This is a genomic window from Streptomyces sp. NPDC053755 (assembly GCF_040677675.1).
Taxonomy (GTDB): Bacteria; Actinomycetota; Actinomycetes; order Streptomycetales; family Streptomycetaceae; genus Streptomyces.
The window spans coordinates 109,048-127,298 of the sequence record NZ_JBFASK010000019.1 but is presented as its reverse complement, the minus strand read 5'-3'; the positions used below and the strand labels follow the sequence as shown (position 1 = coordinate 127,298).

Annotated in this window: 13 protein-coding genes and 2 pseudogenes; 6 read left to right on the top strand and 9 right to left on the bottom strand. The window is 71.3% G+C overall.

Features of this window, described 5'->3' with window-relative positions:
* Positions 1-32 precede the first annotated feature (32 nt).
* Positions 33-3,875 carry a hypothetical protein gene (locus AB0K65_RS19745; protein ID WP_365718188.1) on the bottom strand — a complete coding sequence of 1,281 codons (3,843 nt, stop codon included), beginning with the start codon at positions 3,873-3,875 and terminating at the stop codon, positions 33-35.
* Positions 3,876-4,086: 211 nt separating this feature from the next.
* Here AB0K65_RS19745 and AB0K65_RS19740 point away from each other — a divergent pair, with 211 nt between their 5' ends.
* The 3 genes from AB0K65_RS19740 (at position 4,087) to AB0K65_RS19730 (ending at position 6,061) form a co-directional block, all read left to right on the top strand.
* Positions 4,087-4,236 (top strand): hypothetical protein, encoded by a 150-nt coding sequence (locus AB0K65_RS19740; protein ID WP_365718186.1) that lies wholly within the window; start codon positions 4,087-4,089, stop codon positions 4,234-4,236.
* 639 nt (positions 4,237-4,875) lie between these two features.
* A complete protein-coding gene (locus AB0K65_RS19735) occupies positions 4,876-5,334 on the top strand; it encodes a hypothetical protein (RefSeq protein WP_365718184.1) in 459 nt (152 codons plus the stop codon).
* Positions 5,335-5,539: 205 nt separating this feature from the next.
* Positions 5,540-6,061 carry a DUF6584 family protein gene (locus AB0K65_RS19730; RefSeq protein ID WP_365718182.1) on the top strand — a complete coding sequence of 174 codons (522 nt, stop codon included), beginning with the start codon at positions 5,540-5,542 and terminating at the stop codon, positions 6,059-6,061.
* 28 nt (positions 6,062-6,089) lie between these two features.
* Here AB0K65_RS19730 and AB0K65_RS19725 read toward each other — a convergent pair.
* Positions 6,090-6,224, bottom strand: a pseudogene (locus AB0K65_RS19725) (transposase); the annotation flags it as partial.
* Between the two features lie 408 nt (positions 6,225-6,632).
* Between AB0K65_RS19725 and AB0K65_RS19720 the strand changes: the two are divergent.
* Complete coding sequence (locus tag AB0K65_RS19720; RefSeq protein WP_365718180.1) at positions 6,633-7,439, top strand: SGNH/GDSL hydrolase family protein; 807 nt, start codon at positions 6,633-6,635, stop codon at positions 7,437-7,439.
* 607 nt (positions 7,440-8,046) lie between these two features.
* Here the strand turns inward: AB0K65_RS19720 and AB0K65_RS19715 are convergent.
* The 3 genes from AB0K65_RS19715 to AB0K65_RS19705 form a co-directional block, all read right to left on the bottom strand.
* Entirely contained in the window at positions 8,047-8,229 is a 183-nt protein-coding gene (locus AB0K65_RS19715) for a hypothetical protein (RefSeq protein ID WP_365718177.1), read from the bottom strand.
* Positions 8,230-8,365: 136 nt separating this feature from the next.
* A complete protein-coding gene (locus tag AB0K65_RS19710; RefSeq protein ID WP_365718175.1) occupies positions 8,366-8,980 on the bottom strand; it encodes a hypothetical protein in 615 nt (204 codons plus the stop codon).
* A 987-nt stretch (positions 8,981-9,967) separates the two neighbouring features.
* The gene (locus tag AB0K65_RS19705) at positions 9,968-10,414 is read right to left on the bottom strand and encodes a hypothetical protein (RefSeq protein WP_365718173.1); all 447 of its coding nucleotides are present in this window, start codon (positions 10,412-10,414) and stop codon (positions 9,968-9,970) included.
* Positions 10,415-11,518: 1,104 nt separating this feature from the next.
* Here AB0K65_RS19705 and AB0K65_RS19700 point away from each other — a divergent pair.
* Together AB0K65_RS19700 and AB0K65_RS19695 are read left to right on the top strand one after the other, a co-directional pair.
* Entirely contained in the window at positions 11,519-12,451 is a 933-nt protein-coding gene (locus tag AB0K65_RS19700; RefSeq protein ID WP_365718171.1) for an AraC family transcriptional regulator ligand-binding domain-containing protein, read from the top strand.
* A gap of 251 nt (positions 12,452-12,702) precedes the next feature.
* A complete protein-coding gene (locus AB0K65_RS19695) occupies positions 12,703-12,963 on the top strand; it encodes a helix-turn-helix domain-containing protein (RefSeq protein ID WP_365718169.1) in 261 nt (86 codons plus the stop codon).
* A gap of 147 nt (positions 12,964-13,110) precedes the next feature.
* Here the strand turns inward: AB0K65_RS19695 and AB0K65_RS19690 are convergent.
* The 4 genes and pseudogenes from AB0K65_RS19690 to AB0K65_RS19675 form a co-directional block, all read right to left on the bottom strand.
* Positions 13,111-13,221: pseudogene (locus tag AB0K65_RS19690) on the bottom strand (IS5/IS1182 family transposase); the annotation flags it as partial.
* Between the two features lie 9 nt (positions 13,222-13,230).
* Entirely contained in the window at positions 13,231-14,088 is an 858-nt protein-coding gene (locus AB0K65_RS19685) for a hypothetical protein (protein ID WP_365718167.1), read from the bottom strand.
* A gap of 212 nt (positions 14,089-14,300) precedes the next feature.
* Complete coding sequence (locus AB0K65_RS19680; RefSeq protein ID WP_365718165.1) at positions 14,301-14,774, bottom strand: hypothetical protein; 474 nt, start codon at positions 14,772-14,774, stop codon at positions 14,301-14,303.
* A 205-nt stretch (positions 14,775-14,979) separates the two neighbouring features.
* Positions 14,980-18,207 carry a BTAD domain-containing putative transcriptional regulator gene (locus AB0K65_RS19675; protein WP_365718163.1) on the bottom strand — a complete coding sequence of 1,076 codons (3,228 nt, stop codon included), beginning with the start codon at positions 18,205-18,207 and terminating at the stop codon, positions 14,980-14,982.
* Between the last annotated feature and the right edge of the window lie 44 nt (positions 18,208-18,251).

Genomic DNA, 18,251 nt, shown 5'->3' with positions numbered 1-18,251 from the left:
GTCTTCAGGCGGGCCCCGGGGCGCCGCTCCGGTCACCCGAACAGTTCGACGGCTGCCGTGCGGACGGCGTCCGGGGCGACACTCGCCAGGCGGTCCACAACGCTCTGCCACGGGCCGACGGCCAGAGCCTGGGCGAGCAGGCGTGCGCGCTGCGGTGGGGTGGCAACGTCGGAGAGGCTCGCCAGGGTGATCGCCTGCGCCAGTTCCTGGTCGAGGAAGCGGACCAGTGGCTCCGCGTCCGCGACGCGTGCGGACGCCCGGTCGACGGCGCCGGCCTTCCCCAACGCAGCGGCGAGTTCCGCGAGTGCCTTCACGCGGGAGTGCGGGGCGTGCATCCGGTCGATCAGTGTCTCCGCCGCGGTGGCCAGCTCCGCCACCCGGTCGCGGATGCCGGGGCCGCTCGCGCTCCCCGGCCCGCCCCGAGCGGCACTGGCCTGCCCGGCCGCGGCAGGGCCGATGGCCTGGGCGCACGCCTTGGCGCGCTCCGTGAGGTCGGGGATCGCCGCGATGGCCGCATCCGCGCGGTCGTGGTCACCGAGGGCCGTGTACAGGTTCGCCGCACAGGACAGTTCGAGTGCCATGCTCAACACGAAGTGGATCTCGTGGGCGAGCTCTTCGGCTTCTTCGGCCAGCTCTCGGGCCCAGTCGGACATCCCGTGCTCGGCCAGGACCTCACCGAGGCACACCAGGGCCCGTGCGCGGCGCGCCAGCTGCTGGTCCGGCGGATTGTCCTCGATGGTGCGGGCGAGCCGCTCGGTCCGTCGGGCCAGGGCCATGGCGTGGGCGAGGTCGCCCCTGATGGCCGCGAGGCCGGCCAGAGCGGTGAGCACCCGACACCGCTGCTCCCCTCCCTCGACCTGCTGAGCCAGGTGTTCGGCGTCCTCGGCGAGCAAGGCGGTGCGGCGGGCCGCACCCGCGGATTCTTCGGGCACCCTGTGCGGCCGGAGGGTGGCCTTGGCCAACGTGACCAGTGCCAGGGCCCGTTGTTCGTGGTCGGCGATGTGCCGGACCGCCAGCTCGGCGCTGGCCCAGTCGCCTGCCTCGGTCAGGACCTCCGCGAGGGCGGTCAGGGCGACCCCTTGGTAGTGGGTCGATGTGATGTCGCCGGTCCTGCTGACGGCCATACGGGCGAGGGCGATGCCTCCCTCGTGTTCTCCCGCGTCTCGTCGCTCACGGGCCACCACGGCGAGGGCAGTGAGCTGCTGGTACGTGTCGGTGACGCGGCGGGCCAGGGTTTCGGCGGCTTCGTGGTCTCCGACCCGGGCGAGGCCTCGGACCATCGTCGCCATGTCCCTGGCCCGGGAGCTGGAGGCCGTGCCGCCCCTGGCCGCGTTCTCGGCCTCCTTCGCCCATGATGTCGCTCTCGCCCTATCCACGACGGCGAGTTCCCGGGCCAGCGAGGCCAGTACTTCGGCGCGGGCGGCGGGGTTGGGGAGGGCGCGGGCGAGGCTCACCGCCTGGTCGTGGTCGCCGGCGGCGGCGAGGGCGACGGCGAGATCCAGGGTCACGCCGGCCACCGCTGCCTTCCGGAACGCATCTGCCAGGGCGCTCACCTCCTCCGACTCTTCCTCGGGGGGCTCCGTACCAGCCGGGGCTGGTGGGTCGATGGCGTCCAGGACTGTCCGGGCGCCGTCGAAGTCGCCGGCGGCGGCGAGGCCTTTGGCCAGTCCGGCCAGCATGTCCTCGCGCCGGTACTTCCAGTCGCCGAACGCCGCCGTGATACGGAGGGCCCTGGGGAGATCGCCGACGGCGGCGGAGGTTCGTACGAGTCGGGCGTAGGCGAGGTGCCAGGGGGTCTCCTCGGGCTGGGCGCGGACGGCTCGTTCCGCTTCGGCGGTGGCCGCGAGGACGCGGGCTTCGTCGCCGGTCGCGGCATGCACCTCTGCCAGTTCGCACCACACGAGTGCCCGCTGGTAGCCGTCCTGGAGTCCGAGGGCTGTCTCCTCGATGGAATCGGCCAGGGCCTTCGCCTTCGTCCGGCCGCTCTCCCCGTCGGTAGCGGCCACCCGGGCCACATCGGCCAGGGCGGTGGTCCGGTAGACGGAGTGAGCGATGCCGGCGGCCACGTGTTCCGCCCGCTCCACGTCGCCGGCCCGCGCGGTTCCGCGGGCGAGCGCGGCCATCGCCTCGTCGCGTTCCTCGGGCCGGGGGAAGCCGCGGGCGATCTCTTCGGCGCCGGTGGGGTCACCGGCCTCGGCGAGGCCTTCCACCAGGGAGAGGAGTGCCCGTCTTTGCGAGAACCTGTCCGAAGCGGACCGGGCGATCGCCTCGGCCCGGTGGGGCTGTCCCAGTACCGCCCAGGCGGCGGGCAGGCAGTCGGGCATGGCGGTGTTGCGTTCCGCCAGTTCGTTGCGGTGGATGGACAGGCGCAGCATCCGCGTGAGGTCGGGGTGGTCCCGTCCGAGAAGGAAGTCCTGTGCCGTGGCGATCTCGGCGAACGCGGCGGCGTCCCCGCCTGAGAGGTCGAGCTGCCGGTTGTGGCGGGCGGCGTCGGAGGCGCAGCGGAGCATGTCGGCTTCCGCCTCTGCCGCGCCGGTGCCGGATTCACCGGCCGCTGCCCGCAGCATCCCGTGGTAGTCGGTGAGCAGGTACTCGGGGGTGTCCGCGGGCCAGTCGCGCTGCCGGTAGGTCTCGGCCCAGGCCTGGAGGCGCCGACGGTGGCGGAGGAGCCCGGCCGCGCCGAACGCGGCCTTCGACATGACCTGGAGTTCTTCGTGGGCGAGCGCGTAGAGGTCGGGGGCTTCCTCGGACTGCCACAGGCCGGGGCGGGTGGTGAAGGCCCGGCCCGTCACGGCGTGGAGTCTGTCCTCGACCTCGTAGCCGGGGAGGCCGGTGAGCGAGGCGAGGTCCGTCCTGGTCAGGCCACCACCGGCCGCCGTGACCAGACCGAGGAGGTCCTGGCCGGCGGCGTCGCCGTGCAGCAGGCGTTTCAGGTCGCGCTCCGCGGCGGTGCGGACCACTTGGGCGTGCCGGGAGAGCGCGAGATGCCGGACCACTCCGCCTCGGCGCAGCGGGTGGTCGTCGGGCACATCGTGCGGGATCGGCGGGTGCGGGCGGCCCGCGACCACCACCCGCAGGCCCTTCGGCACGCGCGCGGGCAGCAGGGCGGCGATGCTGTACGTCCCGGGACCGCCTGACACGCCCTGGTCCTCGTCCAACCCGTCCACGAGGAGGACGAGTCGACGGCCGCGCCGTAGGCGGGTCGCCGCGGCCTCGTCCAGAAGCCTCGTCACGTGCGCCTCACGCAGCTCACGGGACGGGAGAGGCACCCGGGCTCCATCCAGTGCGGCGAGCTGTTCGGCGACGACTTCCAGGAACGCCCACCGGTCGTTGTGGGTGGCGAACCGGGCGGTCACGAAGAACGAGACGACGTCGACGTTCGGCGGTGGGTGCAGTGCGAACCACGACATCAGGGCGGACTTGCCGGCCCAGGCGGGGGCCTGCCACCACAGGTAGGCGTGCTCGGTCGGGCCGCCGGAACCGAAGGCGGCCAGCTCGCCGAGTTCCGCGGTGCGGTCGTGGAGCTCGGCTGGGGCGATCTGGCGAATGTACTCCGTGTACAGGGACACGGCCGGGCGGGTGCGGCGGACCCGCCCGTTCCGGGCCTTGCTGTAGAGCTCCTGTCCCTTGGCCACTTCGTCCGAGCCGCCACCTAAAGCCCTTACCAGACTGGTCAGCTGGGCCTGGTCGACCGGCAAGCGCACACCACGGAGCAGTTCGTTGACCGCTGTCGGCGAGAGATGCATGCGCTCGGCGATGCCGCGCAGCCCTTCGCGACCGTTCCCCTCCCGCACCTTGTCGAGAAACAGGAGCAGGTTCCGTACGGGTCCCGTTTCGGGCCACAGGCTCCGGTCGGTCGGCTTCCCCGTCGCCAACTGAGCCCCCTCCCCCGCCCCCTGAGGTGTCCACCAGGTGTCTTACGACGGCGCGCGTCGACGCCGCCGAACCGCTGGTCAGCCCCCTGTCCGTCACCCCTCTAGCAGACAGGACAGCACATCGCGCCGCCCTGGCGCGGCCGAAGCGCAGGATTCGTTCCGTCACCGGAGCCGGCCGGCCCTCCCCTTCTCTCAGGACAGGAAACGGATCATGAGCCAGTGGATCTCTCTCATCGAGCTGGTCGGCAGCCTCGCGGGCACCGCGACCGCCGCGTTCACCCTTGTCACGGCGGTCACCGAAGCCAGGCACACACGGGCAGAGCGTCCCATCCGCGACGACAGCCGACAGGACGGCGAGTGACCGAGGCTGCCCGGACCGGAACGGGGGGTACGGCCCGGCGGGCCGTACCCCCGCTCCGTGCCCCCTGCTCGGGAGCCGGGCCGGGAAGGGCAGGACGGCCCGCTGGGCGCGAAGCGGAGCCGCCTCTCGCTGACCGCGCCCCGGGGGGCGGTGATCCGTACGCGCTGCCGTTCGCCATAGGGGACAGCGTGTACCGGTTCGAGCAGCGGAAGGCTGGACATCCCGCGGGGCCGGGGCGGTTCCCGCCGAGACCGCCGCCTCGTACGGAGAGCCTGCGGGCGACCGACCGGGTGGCGAGCGAGCCAGGCCGACCCCAACTTCCCTACGGGGTACCTGGGGAGCCCACACCCGCCCTAAGCTCGCCTGGCACCAACAGAACCGGGGGGATCGATGGACTGGCAGTGCACGAAGTGCGGGAAGCCCCTCACGTCGGCCGACGACGATTCGCTACTCGACGCCACCCGCCAGCACTCCCGCGAAGCCGTGCACGCGTGGACCGGTGCGCGGCGGACACATCCCAATGGCACCGTGCAGCGGTGGCTCACTCCGTCCGAGCGTGCCGACCGCTCCGAGCGCACCTCGGCCTCCCGACCCGTTGACCTGCCCGGGCACACCGCTGCTCCCCTCCGACCGGGAACGGTGAAGCACACCGACAGAGCCGAGAGCACGCCCCCCACGGGCACCGCCCTCTACCTCGTCGCCGGTCTCGTGATCGCCGGCGTCCTCGTGGCCTTCCCTGTCAGCTCTGCCGAGGGGCCCGACCCGAGCCCGTCCGGGCCGTCCGTCACCTTGTCCCCCGAACCCGACGAGAGCCCTTCCGACTCGTACACCGCCTCGATCACCGAGCCCGAGGACAGCTCCGCCCCGACACCGCCCACACCGCTCGACTCCACCAGCCCCGCGTACACCGCCGAGCCCGGCAACGGCCCGAACACCGCAGGTGGCCGCCCTCGCGCCCCTCGCGACAATGACAGTTATTACGACGGAAAATACGACAATGACGACGAGTGGCACCGTGACTACGGCAACCCTGACGAGTATTACGACGGAAATTACGACAACGACGGTGATTACCACCGCAAGTACGGCGGAAACTGACCTACGCACCTCTCGCCGGAGGGCTTCCCGGTGAGGAACGGGCCCGCGGGTTGCCGCATCCTTCACCCGTCATGACGCATCAGCCCGTCCCCCCTCTCGCCGGGCGGGCGGTGGTCCAGTCGTCCGGGTTCTCGGTAACGGCACAGAGGCGGTGCCGCGGTAAAACCGATCGAGTCCTCGGGGTCGAGTGCTCGATCATGTGTCCATGTCCCAGTTGCACACCCTCGCCCGAGTCGAAGCAGATCTCGCCGCCGGGCGGGTACCGATGGCCCGGCAGCGACTGCGTGGGCTGGTCGCGTCGTTCCCGCACGACCTGACGCTGCGCCGGCGGCTCGGCGAGATCTACCGGCTGTACGGGGACGCGGCGCAGGCGGGGCGGTGGCTGTACCTCGAGGAGGACCGGTGCGCGGAGGAGACAGCCGCCTTCGAGGCGCGGTATCACTCGCCCCAGCGGCGCATGAAGGCCCTCGCCTGGCGCGGGCCCGAGACGCTGGCCGCCACCACCTTCGCCGAGGATCAGCTGGTCGCGGTGCGTGCCGCCTGCGCCGAGCGGCTCGGGCGCCCGGTCGACTGGGACGACCCGGCCTCCTACGGGGAGAGCGAGTGGATCGCGCCGGACACCAAGGTGTGGACGCTGCGCGGTGTCGTGCTGGGCGGTGGCCTTTTCGTGGGTGTGGCGGGGCACGTGTGGCTCTGGGTGCTCGGGGTGATGTCCCTCTTCGAATAGGGCCCAGAGCCAGGGCGTGTCCGGAAAGTCATGGGAGCCAGAGTCGGAGGCAGGCGAGGGTGACCATGGCTTGGAAGTGGGCGGCTCGCTGGTCGTAGCGGGTGGCCAGGGCCCGGTTCTGCTTGAGGCGGCTGAAGCAGCGTTCGACGACGTTGCGTCGTCGAGGAGATCGCGGGCGAGGTCCGCGACGAGCACGACCCGGCCGAGGTCCCCCGACCCGATCGAGGCCCGGAGTAGGACGGCCGCATGGTGTGGGAAGCGGACGGAAGCGTCCGCGTCGATGACCTGGCCCGGATCGGTTTCGCCGTTCCCGAAGGCCCTGACGAGACACCGACCGGCCTTCTCGCCAGCCCTCTCGAGCGCGTCCCCTCAAGAGGACACCGTCACCACGGACGGCTGACACCCCACCGCCCTGAACGCAGACCACCACCGCGCCGACCAGGTGTCCACGCGTTGTAGGCAGGTGAACCCACAGCTCCCCCTATACTCAACAATGCGACTAGGTGTCTAGTTGCCCAATATGGCCGTGCGCCACTTCCATCAGCAGCGTTGACGAGAGGCGGTCGGCCCCGTGTCCAGCAGTGGGTATCTGCGCTATGTCGCCCTGGGCGACAGTCATACCGAGGGACTCGGGGACGGCGACGACGACCGTGGCCTTCGTGGCTGGGCGGACCGGCTCGCCGAGCAGGTCGCCCACCACAGCCCCGGCCTGCTTTACGCCAACCTCGCGGTGCGCGGCCGTAAAGCCGGTCAGGTGCACGCCGAACAACTGGCTCCGGCTCTCGCGATGCGGCCCGACCTTGCCACCGTGGTGGCTGGGGTCAACGACGTGTTGCGCCCGGGCTGCGACCTCGATGAGGTGGCCGACCATGTTGAAGCGATGTTCGCCGCCCTCACCGCGCAGGGCGCCACCGTCGCGACCCTCATGTTTCCCGATGTCGGGCGTATCACGCCACTGGCCCGCCCGATCGGTCACCGTGTTCTCGCGCTCAACGCGCGCATCCGGGAGGCCGCCGACCGCCACGGCGTGGTGGTGGCGGAGACGGCCGCGCACGCGGCGGCGACCGATCCGCGGTTGTGGAGTGCTGACCGGCTGCACGCCGGCCCGCTGGGCCACACGCGCATCGCGGCTGCCGTGGCCCAGGCGCTCGGCCTGCCGGGCAGCGACGACAAGTGGACCCATCCCCTTCCCGCCGAGGGGACGGACACCTCTGTCTGGAGGACCGCGGGTGCCGAACTGCGCTGGGCCGGCACCTTCCTCGGCCCTTGGGTCGGCCGCCGCCTTCGTGGCCGCTCCTCCGGCGACGGCCGCCAGGCCAAGCGGCCGGCGCTGCTTCCGGTGGCAGCGCCCGAGGGGGACATCTCCCCATCGGTGTGATGCTCGGGCTTACGACGACGCCACCGCCTCGTCGTGCCGAACTGGTGGCCATCACCGGAGAGACCCGTCCGGCCGCTACCGTTCCTGGCCCGGAGCGTCTCCGGTATGAGCGCGGTCGGCCCGCCCGGCCGTACCGGTTCGCCGCCAGGGCTGTTGCGATCCCGGCCGGCGCCATCACGCAGACGGCGACCCTGTTCTAGCCCACGAAGGGCTACGAATCTCGCGGAGGTGGCAAGCGTCGATCCCCCACCGGGCATCACCGCACCAGCCGTCACAAAAGGAAGCCCTCGCCATGCCGTCGGTGGACCCGGCCGGTGACGCGAAGGGACGTGCAGGAGCGCCTCTTCACCAGCGCGGCTGCCGGGGCTCCCTCAAGACCGGCATCGAACAATGCAGCAACCGCCGCAAGCGGCTCGGTACCTGACAACAGGCGAGACGCCAGCGCATGGCTGTGGCCCCGCGCCGTGCGAAGAACGCGGGGCCACCAGGGCACCACACCGTCCGTCCTGTCGGAAATGTACCGCGACCCTACGAGCCCACCGCCTCCCCCGGCCTGTCCAACGCCGCATCCCGGTGACTCACCTTGTCCGCCGGGCCCCTGGCCTACTCAGCCGAGGCCTGAGACACCTACGAGTGGCCGCACATGCCGTACGGGGCCGTTGCCCGCGTCGGCTCGCCGCAGTGACAGGAGGGGAACCGCGGAGCGCATCTGCCAGGGCTGGGTGTGGGCGATGTCGGCGAAGGTGTCCGAGTAGGGGCTGATCGAGGCTGCACGGCGGGTGCTGGGCACGGATGGGCCGTAGGAGACGGTCTGCCCTCGGGTGGTCCGCGGCCCGGTCCCTACCAGTCCATGCCCGGTCGGGACCGGGGCGGTCGCTGCCGCCGGTGTGAGGCCCCGCCTGGCCCCGCGGTCTACGGCCGGACGACTACTGCCTCGGGCGCAGAAACCGCTGGCCCTGTTCGTCGCGCACCACGAGGAACCCGGCGGCCGTCAGACGCTGTGCGATCGTCCTGCGGCGAACGGCTCCCACCTTGAACGCCACGGTGAGGAGAAGTGCGACCGCCCCGCCGGAGGCGACCGCTTCGACCAGCGGCCTGTCGATGAGCAGGAGGACGGTGAGGACCACGCAGGCGAGGTAGCACTTCACCTTCTGGCCCCGGTCGGCGACGTACAGGGCCATGACGTCGAAGGAGATGAGGTCCTTCAGCACGGCCACGGCGCCGACCGCTTCGGGGAGCGGCTTCAGCCGGCCCTGCTCCAGCCCCGGCACCGTCCCGCCGCTGCCCGCCTGCGGATGGGCGGTGATGGTGGCCGCTTCGCGCACGCGCGCCTCGGGCTGGGGGTCCCGGTACATCCGGACCTGGACGAGGGAGTTCTTGAACCCGGTCCTGTACGCCAGGCCGTACGTGTAGCCGTACTGCTCCGCCACGTGCGCCAGGGCGGCCGCCTTGGCAGTGGTGCCCTGGGGGGCGATTTCGACGATGTCCTGCTGACGGGCGATCTGCTGGAGCATCCCCGCTATGTGACGTTCTTCGGACATCCTGTTCCCCGCCCCCTGGTGCCCCGCGCCGCTCGGGGCCGACGGTCGCACAGTCTAGTAGCGCGTGCGCCGGAAGTAGATCTTGAGCGGTGGTGGCCCAGGTCTCACAGCACACCGTGAGGCGAGTTCTCGAACTGGATGACCGGCTGCGTCGCTTCCACCCGGCCCTGATGGACCCACACGGGCCCCGGGCGGGCGCCTGCGTCCGGTGGCGGGACGGGCAAGTCTGAGATGAGGCTCGCCCGGCTCTCCCGCTGAGACCGATGGCCTCGCGGCTGGCCTGCGCGCCGGCACCGTCGGCATGCATAGAGAGGGTGACCGGCCGGTACCTCCGCGATGGCGTCACGCACACCTCAGTCACCGTCGAGGCGGAACTGTCCGCTGCGGCCGGGAGGTGTTCGAGCGGCAATTGCCCGGGGACGGGGCCGGTATGGGGTCCGTGCCTGATGTGACCAGCGCGGACGGGCCTATGACGGGGGGGGCATCGATGCCGTGCGACGGGTGCCACCCGCACTCTGTACGATGCGGTCGCTCGCCACACCTCCCGAGGAACCTCACGGGCCGTCATGCCCCAGCGCCGGAGAAGGCACTGCCCATGCACCGCCCGCCCGAACCCTTCCCACCCGTCGCCGGATCCGGCAGCTCCCCGCAACCGCGGGTGGCCGACCATCCGTGCCCGCATCTCTTTCCTCCTCGCCGTCCCCGTGCTGGGGCTGATCAGCCCGTACCTGGGGTTCGCGGTGATGGTCGTGGTGATCGTCCTGGTCTGGAATGACGGTTCCTGGAGGAAAGGCGTCAACCCTCCAGCGGCGGTGACGGTGCCCGTGGTCGTCGGCGGACAGGGCTCGGGCCTGAGTCGGCCACGGCACCGCGCTTGCCGTACCGGCATCAGGCGCGGGGCGGAGCACGCCGGGCCGGGGGCTGCTCGCTGGACGGGGCGCGGTATGCGGTCGGCCCTGGGTCCGTAGGGGGCGGCGGCTGCGGTGGTCAGCGGCGGCCGACGGCGCGGGGGCCGGCGATACCGGTCAGGTGAGCGGGCTCGGGGACGGCGGAGAAGCCGGTGGAGTCGACGCGGAGGTGGATGATCCAGTGGTCGGGGCTGGTGACCTTGATGACGTCACCGACGGAGACGGACCGGATATCGGCGGGCCAGGTCTGACCGTTGTCGTCCTGGCCCTGATGGATACCGACTTCGAAGGCGGCTTCGGCGGCGGTCTCGTGCCCGCGGATGCGGTCGCCGGCGTAAAAGACCAGGCACAGAGGGCTGCCGTCGGGTCGGGTGGCCTCGGCGAGCAGGTGGCAGGGCTGGTGGCCCTCGAAGCTGCGGCGGGCGGAGTTCATGTAGACGGTGGCGGTGTACGCGGCCGGCGCGGGGGTGCTGTCGGTGTCGATGAGGGCGGTGACCGCGGCGGGGCGCTGAATGGAGGTGTTCACAGGGTTCTCCTCGAAGCTGCGGGGGCCGGGTTGACGGCGGGGCAGGCGCCGTCCCGGCGTTGGCGGCCGGGGTGGGGGGTGGTCACCACTCCCCCGGCCGGTGACCAGACAGTCCCGCCGAGGCAGGCAAGCCGCGCAGAATGTGGTCGGCCTCCGGTCGCAGCATGGATGACTGCGCCCAGAAGCCGGTCGCCGGTCGCCGAATCTTCGGTCCATCGCTGCCGTATGAGCGCTGTCGACGCAGTGGTAGCCGTCGTCCCCGGGCAGCTCGCCGTCGTCGACTCCGTCTTTCCAGGTGAGCACGTGTAGGGCAGTTGGTCGCCGAGCCCGGACTCCGCTGTCTCGGGGGAACGGTCAGCACGATGGGGATGGCGTACCGGTCCGGCCGGCGGGCGTTCCAGGGCGAGTACGCAGCCGCCGCAGGTGCGACGGCGGGGGTCAGCGACGGCGATGCCGGAACTCCTGCCCACGGTGTACGCACACTCCAGCGGGGAGTCTGCGGCGACGCCGGCAGCTTGTTCGAGGCGGTCGTCCATGATGTTGATTCCTTCGTTGACGGGTTTCTGCCGGACAGGAGCCGTGCCACGCGAGGCGGAAGTGGTCCGCGGCTCCGCGCGGCCCGGCGGCGGCCGGTCGCCATCAGCGCACGGGAGGAGATTCGTGGCAGGCATTACCGGCGATTCCGCGCTTCCGCCGCGAGGTCGAGGCAGCCACGCACCGGGTAGGTCCGCACTTCAGACGGCCCTCGGATCCATGCCCGCGTCCCGATGGACTACTGTCCCGGGACCTGGCGTCATCATCTCTGCATGGCTGCTACTCGAAAGGCTCGTGCCGCGTAAGCGACCCGGCGTGCTTCGCGCGCAGGACACGACACCCCGTCACATGTACCGGGCGTCGGCCCTCTCGAGGCGCGCTCCTCCCACGATGCCCCGGCCGGCTTGTATCAGTGGGCTTTCCAGCCAGGGGGTCTCGGCGATTCACCGTGCAGAGTCCCACCACACCGGCAAAGGTCTGCTGTGAGGGTGACCCACGGACGGCGCTGCAGCGCTACGTCAGCGTCCACTCTCTGCGGCGTCTTCTCCTGCCGCCCACCCGGGTCTCGCTATGCGATCACTCATCGCGCCTTTCACCCTCCCCTTGAAGTCACCTAAGGCAGGTGTGAACCGAGTCAACAATCAAGTCGCCCATGAACATAGACATCCACAGAGAGCCGCGACACAATCATCGTCACGCACGGGTCGACGACGACAGCAGCCGCTCACACGCGGACAACGGTTCCGCATGCGAGCAGCGAAGCCGGCGAAGCCGGCAGTTGTACGGCCGGAGCCGCCGGTTCACCACCCTGCCCGTGTTGGGCACCCCGCGCGGCTCCAGCCGCCGACCCCAAGGACCGGAACAAGCCGCACAGAGACAGGCACGACGCTATATATGCGCAGGTTGCACTCTCCAGGACCGAACACGTCACCGACAGGACCTCTCGCGCCAGAAGCTTCTGGGGACCACCGGGGCACGACGCCGGCCGCCTTCACCAGGCTGAACGCGCGGAACGCCACCCTGCTCGGCGTTCCGCCGAGCACGTTCGCTCAACTCCTGGGGATGGCGCCCGAGTACCTGAACGATGACCGCTACCGCACGCCGGCGGCTACCAATGTGCGCCTGTGGCAGCTGATGACCACCAGGGCCCCCTGGACCGACGTGGCGGCATTCATGGCCCACCGAAGCCCCCTCGGGCACCTGGGCGTCTGGGACTACCTGCTCACCTCTGCTCCGACACCGCTCGAAGGACTTCGCGACGGGATGGACTACCTCGCGACCGTCGCGGACATCGGAACGGAGACGCTTCTCGTGTCCGACGGAGGAAGTGAGATCACCATCAGCCATGTAACGCCGCGGACCTGGCCGACGACATCGCCTCCGCCATCCGCTGCTACGCGCTCAGCCTCCTGCAGAAACGCTTCAGTGAGGCGAGCCGGCGTCCCCTGGTCCCGGTCCGCGTCGCCCTCGCCGCCCCAGCCCCCCGCCATCACGCCGTCCTGACCGACCTGTACGGCACGCAGAGTGTCGAGTTCGAACACACCGTCAGCTCCGTCACCTTCCGCTCCACGGACCTCCGGGCGCCGACTCCGTACGCGCAACCCGGGCTGTCCGCCCTTCTGCGCGGTCACGCCGCGCAGAGCCTCGCCCAGGCCGTTCCCCTGCGCGGCTGGCTCGATCTGTTCCGCGCCACGCTCAAGGGTGCCGTCGAGGAGAACACCCACGACCTGACCCTCACCGCACACGCCGGACATATGGCTGTCAGCGGCAGGACACTGCAGCGCCGCCTGGAGGAACACGGCACCACCTGGCGAGCAGAGCTCGAGAGCGCCCGCATCGCGCACGTCGAGCACCTGCTCCGCACCACACCCAAGACGCTCGACTCCATAGCGGCGAGCAGCGGCTACGCCGACGCTCGGAGCCTGCGCCGCGCCGTCCGCCGTGCGACGGGACAGACGCCCAGCACCCAGTGGCGGAGACAGCCACCGCCATCTCCCGAGCGAGGCATGGGGTGATGCGAGGCGAGTACCCTCTCCCCCGCCCCGGGTGGGTGCGGCCGCCCGGGATGGTGGCCCGACGGTCGGCCACAGCACGCAAGAGCCCCGGCCGGGGGCCAGGGCGGGAGCGGCGCGGCGACCGGGGGCCGTTCGCGGAGCGACGTGCAGGTCCAGCAGGACGGCGCGGTGCAGCTCGGTCAGTAGGGCGGCGTGCGGGCGTGGCCAGATGCCGGCCTCAGTCCAGTCCCGCAGCCGATGCCGGTCCGTCACTCCGGAGGCGATCCGTCAGAGGGACGAGCGCCAGATCCACGCCAGCGCGGCCCCGGGCGTCACGCAGGACAGGAAGGCCGCCGGGCGGGCCAGGCCGCCGGCCTCCCAGCCCAGGGCTGTCGGCAGGAGGAGGAGCAGACCGAGAAGGAGGATGCCGAGGGCGGGGAGGTGTACGGATGGGGTGAACCGCCGTACTCTGCCCGGCATTTCATACGAGAGTGCCCCTGTCAGGACGACCCCTGCAAAAAGGACCGGGAAGGCCGTGACGAGGAACATGCGGGAGCCGATCACGCCCGTGCCCCAGCGGCGGCCGTCCTCCAGGACGGGTGAGGCCGGGCGGGCGTCGCCCGGCGCGTAGTAGACGTCGATCCTCATGCCCGCTTTCGGGGGGTCGTAGCGGGTGTACATGCTGGGCATGGTCACCTCGCGCGGACCACTGTCGTACGGGATACGCAGGACGAGGTCGGTTTCGAAGTACACCGGCTCGTCGGAGGCGTTGTGCCCGCGGACCGGGGCTCCTGCGAGCCGGACGACGGTGACGGAATACTGCCCGTACCGGGCCGCTTCCAGGCGCTCGGTCTCCCGCCCGTACTCCGAAGACACCATGAACCCGAGGTTGAAGCAGGCCAGCGTGGCCAGCGGCACCAGCCAGGCGACCAGCCACACCAACGCGCGGCCTGTGACCGGAGGAAGCCCGGTTCGTCGCGGGGCCCGGCGGGAGGCTGCGATCCAGGCGGTGGCGAAGATCACGCTCAGCGCGGCCAGGCCCGTCTCGGTGACCAGCGGCGGATACCGGCCGACGCCCCACAGCGCGCAGCCGACCGCCCCGGCGGCACTGAGCAGCGCCCCCCAGCCGGTGAGCGTGGTCCACACACTCCGCCGGAACGTAGGTCTCACCCTCGTCGGCGCCTTCTCCAACCGGACCATGTCCGCCCCCTTCGCGCCCCTCGCGCGTGCGCCCCTCGGCCTAGGCGAGACAAGGGGCCGTGACCTCAGCAGGCCGGGAGCCCTCTGTGCCTCCCCGCCTCCGACACCTCCTCCTGGGAGGCTTGGTAAGCCTGTCATGCAACGACTCTGCTTGGTCGTCAGGCCCATGCGTTGAAGAGCGTTCCGCCCAACGTGGTGATGCCGTAGGAGCGAATGTCGCGCCACTCGGCCTGTGACAGCACCGAAGTGTCCACGTCGGAGAGAGGTGTGGCGAGCTGCTCGCTGCTCAGGACCAGGAAGCCTGCTTCCGCGAAGGTAGAGGCCCAGGGTGGAGGGGGGAGGAACTCCTCTGCGTACCAGTTCCGGCGTTCGTGTGCGAAGGCGATCCAGGGGTGATGGGCGTGGCACAGGATGACGCTCTCGCCGGTGCGATCGACGACTGACGCGGTGTGAAAGGTCCGGGGGTATTCCTGGCCCTCGATCTCACCCACTTGACCTGCGACGACTCGGGCAGCGGCGTACAGAGCGGTCCGGAAGGCCCTCAGGTCGGTTTCCGGAAGGGGGCCGTCCTTGGGTACGAAGAAGCCTGTCGCACCCCGCGGCAGTGTGAAGCCCGTGTTTCCGTTGACCATGCCTCTCATCTTGCCCGGTGGGAGACACACTTGGCGTCGTGGGTTCTGTGGGCTGCGCGTTCATTCCGCGCGGCGGGGCGTGGCGAAGCGACCCGGCCAAGCGAGACAACGGGCAGCATCGTCCTCTTCGCGGACGGCAGACATCGACGACTCCATGAGCCGAACCTCACGGCCCGGTGTGCCCGCCATCCCTCAGCCGTCGGCGTCATCCGGATTCGGAGGGAGCCCGACCTCCTTGCGGTCCACCTGCGGACGTTCCTCGAGTTCCTCCTCGTCCCAGCGGCGGGGCATGAGCAGCCGTGGCTTTCAGTCCTTCATGTGCCATCCGGTACTCGCGGGGGTGGTCACCCGCTCCGGGCAGGGAGAGGGCGGTACGGAACTCCCGTCGTGCCTCGGCGCGGCGTCCCATCGCTGTGTAGGTGCTGCCAAGGCGTATGCGGACTCCCATCTCCAACCATGTGCTCGTGTGCGGGGTGAGCGTGGACAGGGCGTCGTGGTGGAGGTCGACGGCCGAGCGGAGATCGCCGCGGTCGTGCTCCGCGGCGGCGAGCTGCGACAGGGCCGTCGTACGCAGAGGCTGGTCCTCGACATCGCCGGCCAGTTCGGTGGCGCGCCGTAGCAGGTGCGCGGCCTCCGCGTGCCTGCCGAGGGCGAGTGCGAGTTCGGCGGAGAAGCACAGGGTGCTGCTGATCGTCCTGGGCCGGCCGTTCTTCTCGGCGAGTGCGAGGGCGGTGTCGTAGTGCGTGAGCGCCTGTTCGTGCCGTCCTTGCCGGTGGTGAAGGGAACCGAGGTTGCAGTGCGAGACCCCCGTGAGCCAGTCGTCGCCGACCTCGGCAGCCAGCTCCACCGCCCTGTTCAGCCGGGTGACCGCCTCCTCCGGGTGCCCCAGCTGCCCCAGCACGATGCCCGTCCCGGCGACAGCCCGGGCTTCTTCCCGCAGGTCGCCCAACGCGCGGCCGTACCGCAGGGCTTCGGTGAACCAGGCGCTCGCCTGCCGGAACCGCCCCTGGTAGACGTCGACGAGGCCCATGCAGTTGCGCAGTGCGGCCGGCATCCGCGAGTCGGTGGCCCTGTCAGCACAGGTCAGGGCGACCTGGAGCGTGGTACGGCACTCGTGGTGGTGCCCCTGGCCTGCCAAGTGGTCGACCAGGGCTTCGGCGATCCGGCATGCGTGGTCGTCCTGGCCGGTGGCGGCGGCATGGGCCACCACGTCGACGAGCTCTCCCTCCGCCGCGTCCAGCCATGCCGAGGCCTCCCGCCAACTGGTGAAAGACGATGCAGGTACGGCTCGACCGGCGGTGCCGGCAAGGGGCGGGAAGCAGTTGGGGCCCCAGTCGCTGGCCATACGGCCTGCCGCCGTATAGAGGTCCAGCACGGCGTCGCGGTTCGCAGCGGCCTCCTCGGGTGCCTTGGAGGCGACGCGTCGCGCATGAGCCCGTACGAGGTCGTGCAGCCGGTATCGGCCGGGTTGCGGCTGTTGCAGCAGGCTCGCGTCGACCAGGTCCTCCAGGACTCCCTCGGCGTCCTCGCGGGAGCCACCGAGCATGGTGGCGAGGGTGGTGCTGTCGAAGCGGACGGTGGGGGCCGTGCCCAACGCCCGGAAACCTCGCCGGAGTTCCGGACCGAGCTGGTCGTACGACACCCGGAAGGCGGCCTCCACGCTGCGGTCCTCGGCCCTCAGCTCGTCAAGGCCGCCCGTGCCGTCGGCCATCCGACCGGCCAGGAAGGCCAGGGTCCACGACGGGCGGCTCTGCAGCCGGGCGCTCGCGATGCGCAGGGCCAGGGGCAGGCCGCCACACTGTCGTACGAGCTCGCGCGCCGCCTCGGGCTCGCTGTCGGCCCGGGACTTCCCGAGGAGTTCTCGGAGGAGGCCGACGGAGGGGCCCGTGTCCAGCGGCTCCACGGTGAGCCGCAGATCGGCGTCCAGGCCGGTCAGGCGCTGCCGTCCCGCCACCAGGACCCGGCTGCCCGGCCCGGCGGGGAGCAACGGCCGCACCTGCTCGGCGCTGCGCGCGTTGTCGACGACCAGAAGCAGCCGCAGCGCACTTGTGGCGGCACGCCAGGCCGTGACGAGGTCCGCCAGGTCGTCCGTGTCGTCTTCCCCAGTCGGGCCGGCAGGCCCGGGTGGAGGGGGCGGCGGCAGGACGTCACCCTCGCCGAGGACCGCGCGCAGCATCCGGCGAAGGGCCCGCTGCGGGACGACCTGCTCATGGGCGGCGCCGTGCGCGTGCAGGTCGACGAAGAGGCAGCCGTCGGGATGGGCGTCGGCGAGCGACCAGGCGGCACGGACCACCAGGGCGGTCTTGCCCACGCCCGCCGTGCCGTCGACCGTCATCACCGACACGGCCCCGGGTGACACGGGGGCGGTGAGCAGGGCGAGCTCCGTCTCCCGCCCGACGAGGCAGGCGGCGTTGCCGGGCAGGTCGTTTCGACGCGTGTGGGGAGGGAGCCGATCGGGCAGGTCGCTTCGACGCGTGTGGGGACGGTGCCGGTCGGACAGATCGTCGGGTCCTTCGGACGGGCCGGTAACGTCCGGAACCGGCGGCGTGGACGGAGAGTTCCGGCACCCGGTGCGCTCCGCGGCCACGGTCGTCGCCGCGCGTGTTCGTCCTGTCCGGCCGAGCAGCAGGGAATCGTCCCGGCGTAGGAGGGCCTGGTGCACCCGCCGCAACTCCTCCCCGGGTTCCAGGCCCAGCTCGTCGACAAGCCGTCGACGCGTCTCGCGGTAGACGGAGAGCGCTTCGGCCTGCCGACCGCTGCCGTACAGGGCCCGCATGCGCAGGGCGGCGAACGGCTCGTCGTAGGGCTGCGTGACGGGTGCCGTCAGGAGCGTGTCAAGGGCCTCCGGGCAGCGCCCGAGCAAGACCAGACACTCCGCCCGATCGAGGTGCAGCGCGCGCCGCTGTTGGCCCAGGCGTTGTCGTCGGGCTTGGGCGAACGGGCCGGGCAGACCAGGGAGCGGCTCCCCGTGGAGGAGTTCCAAGGCCCGGCCGCCGTGATCGAGCGCGGCGTCGAGGTCACCGGCGGCCTTCGCCCGCAGGGCGGTCGCGGACTCCTCGGCGAGTTCGGCCAGGTCGGTCCGGACTCCTTCGGCTGCGAGGCGGTAGCCGCCGCGTCCCCCCTGGACGACGGAACGCTCCGCCGCGGCCCGCGGCTCGTCCAGTGCCTTTCGCAGCGCGTACACGTAGCTCGGGAGGACCCGGTGTCCTGTGCCAGGGGGCTCGTCTCCCCAGATGTCGTCCAGAAGCTGCTGGTACGTGACGAACGCGGGAGCCCGGAGGATCAGCGAGGCGAGCACGGCCTGTCGTCGCACCGGGCCCAGGGCGAGCGGCACATCGCCGCGCCGGGCACGGACCGCCCCGAGCAGGTCGATGCGCAGGTCGCTCCGGGCTTCGGTGGCACCGCTGTCCGTATCGGGTGAATGCACGCTCACGTCGAATCCCCATGCCCCGTCCGTCCGGTGCCACTCGCTGCCGG

Excerpts from the sequence above, each read along its gene's own strand:
- AB0K65_RS19740 (WP_365718186.1), top strand. The coding sequence starts at position 4,087 with ATGAGCCAGTGGATCTCTCTCATCGAGCTGGTCGGCAGCCTCGCGGGC.
- AB0K65_RS19730 (WP_365718182.1), top strand. The coding sequence starts at position 5,540 with ATGTCCCAGTTGCACACCCTCGCCCGAGTCGAAGCAGATCTCGCCGCC.
- AB0K65_RS19710 (WP_365718175.1), bottom strand. The coding sequence starts at position 8,980 with ATGTCCGAAGAACGTCACATAGCGGGGATGCTCCAGCAGATCGCCCGT.
- AB0K65_RS19700 (WP_365718171.1), top strand. The coding sequence starts at position 11,519 with ATGCGATCACTCATCGCGCCTTTCACCCTCCCCTTGAAGTCACCTAAG.
- AB0K65_RS19695 (WP_365718169.1), top strand. The coding sequence starts at position 12,703 with ATGGCTGTCAGCGGCAGGACACTGCAGCGCCGCCTGGAGGAACACGGC.
- AB0K65_RS19680 (WP_365718165.1), bottom strand. The coding sequence starts at position 14,774 with ATGGTCAACGGAAACACGGGCTTCACACTGCCGCGGGGTGCGACAGGC.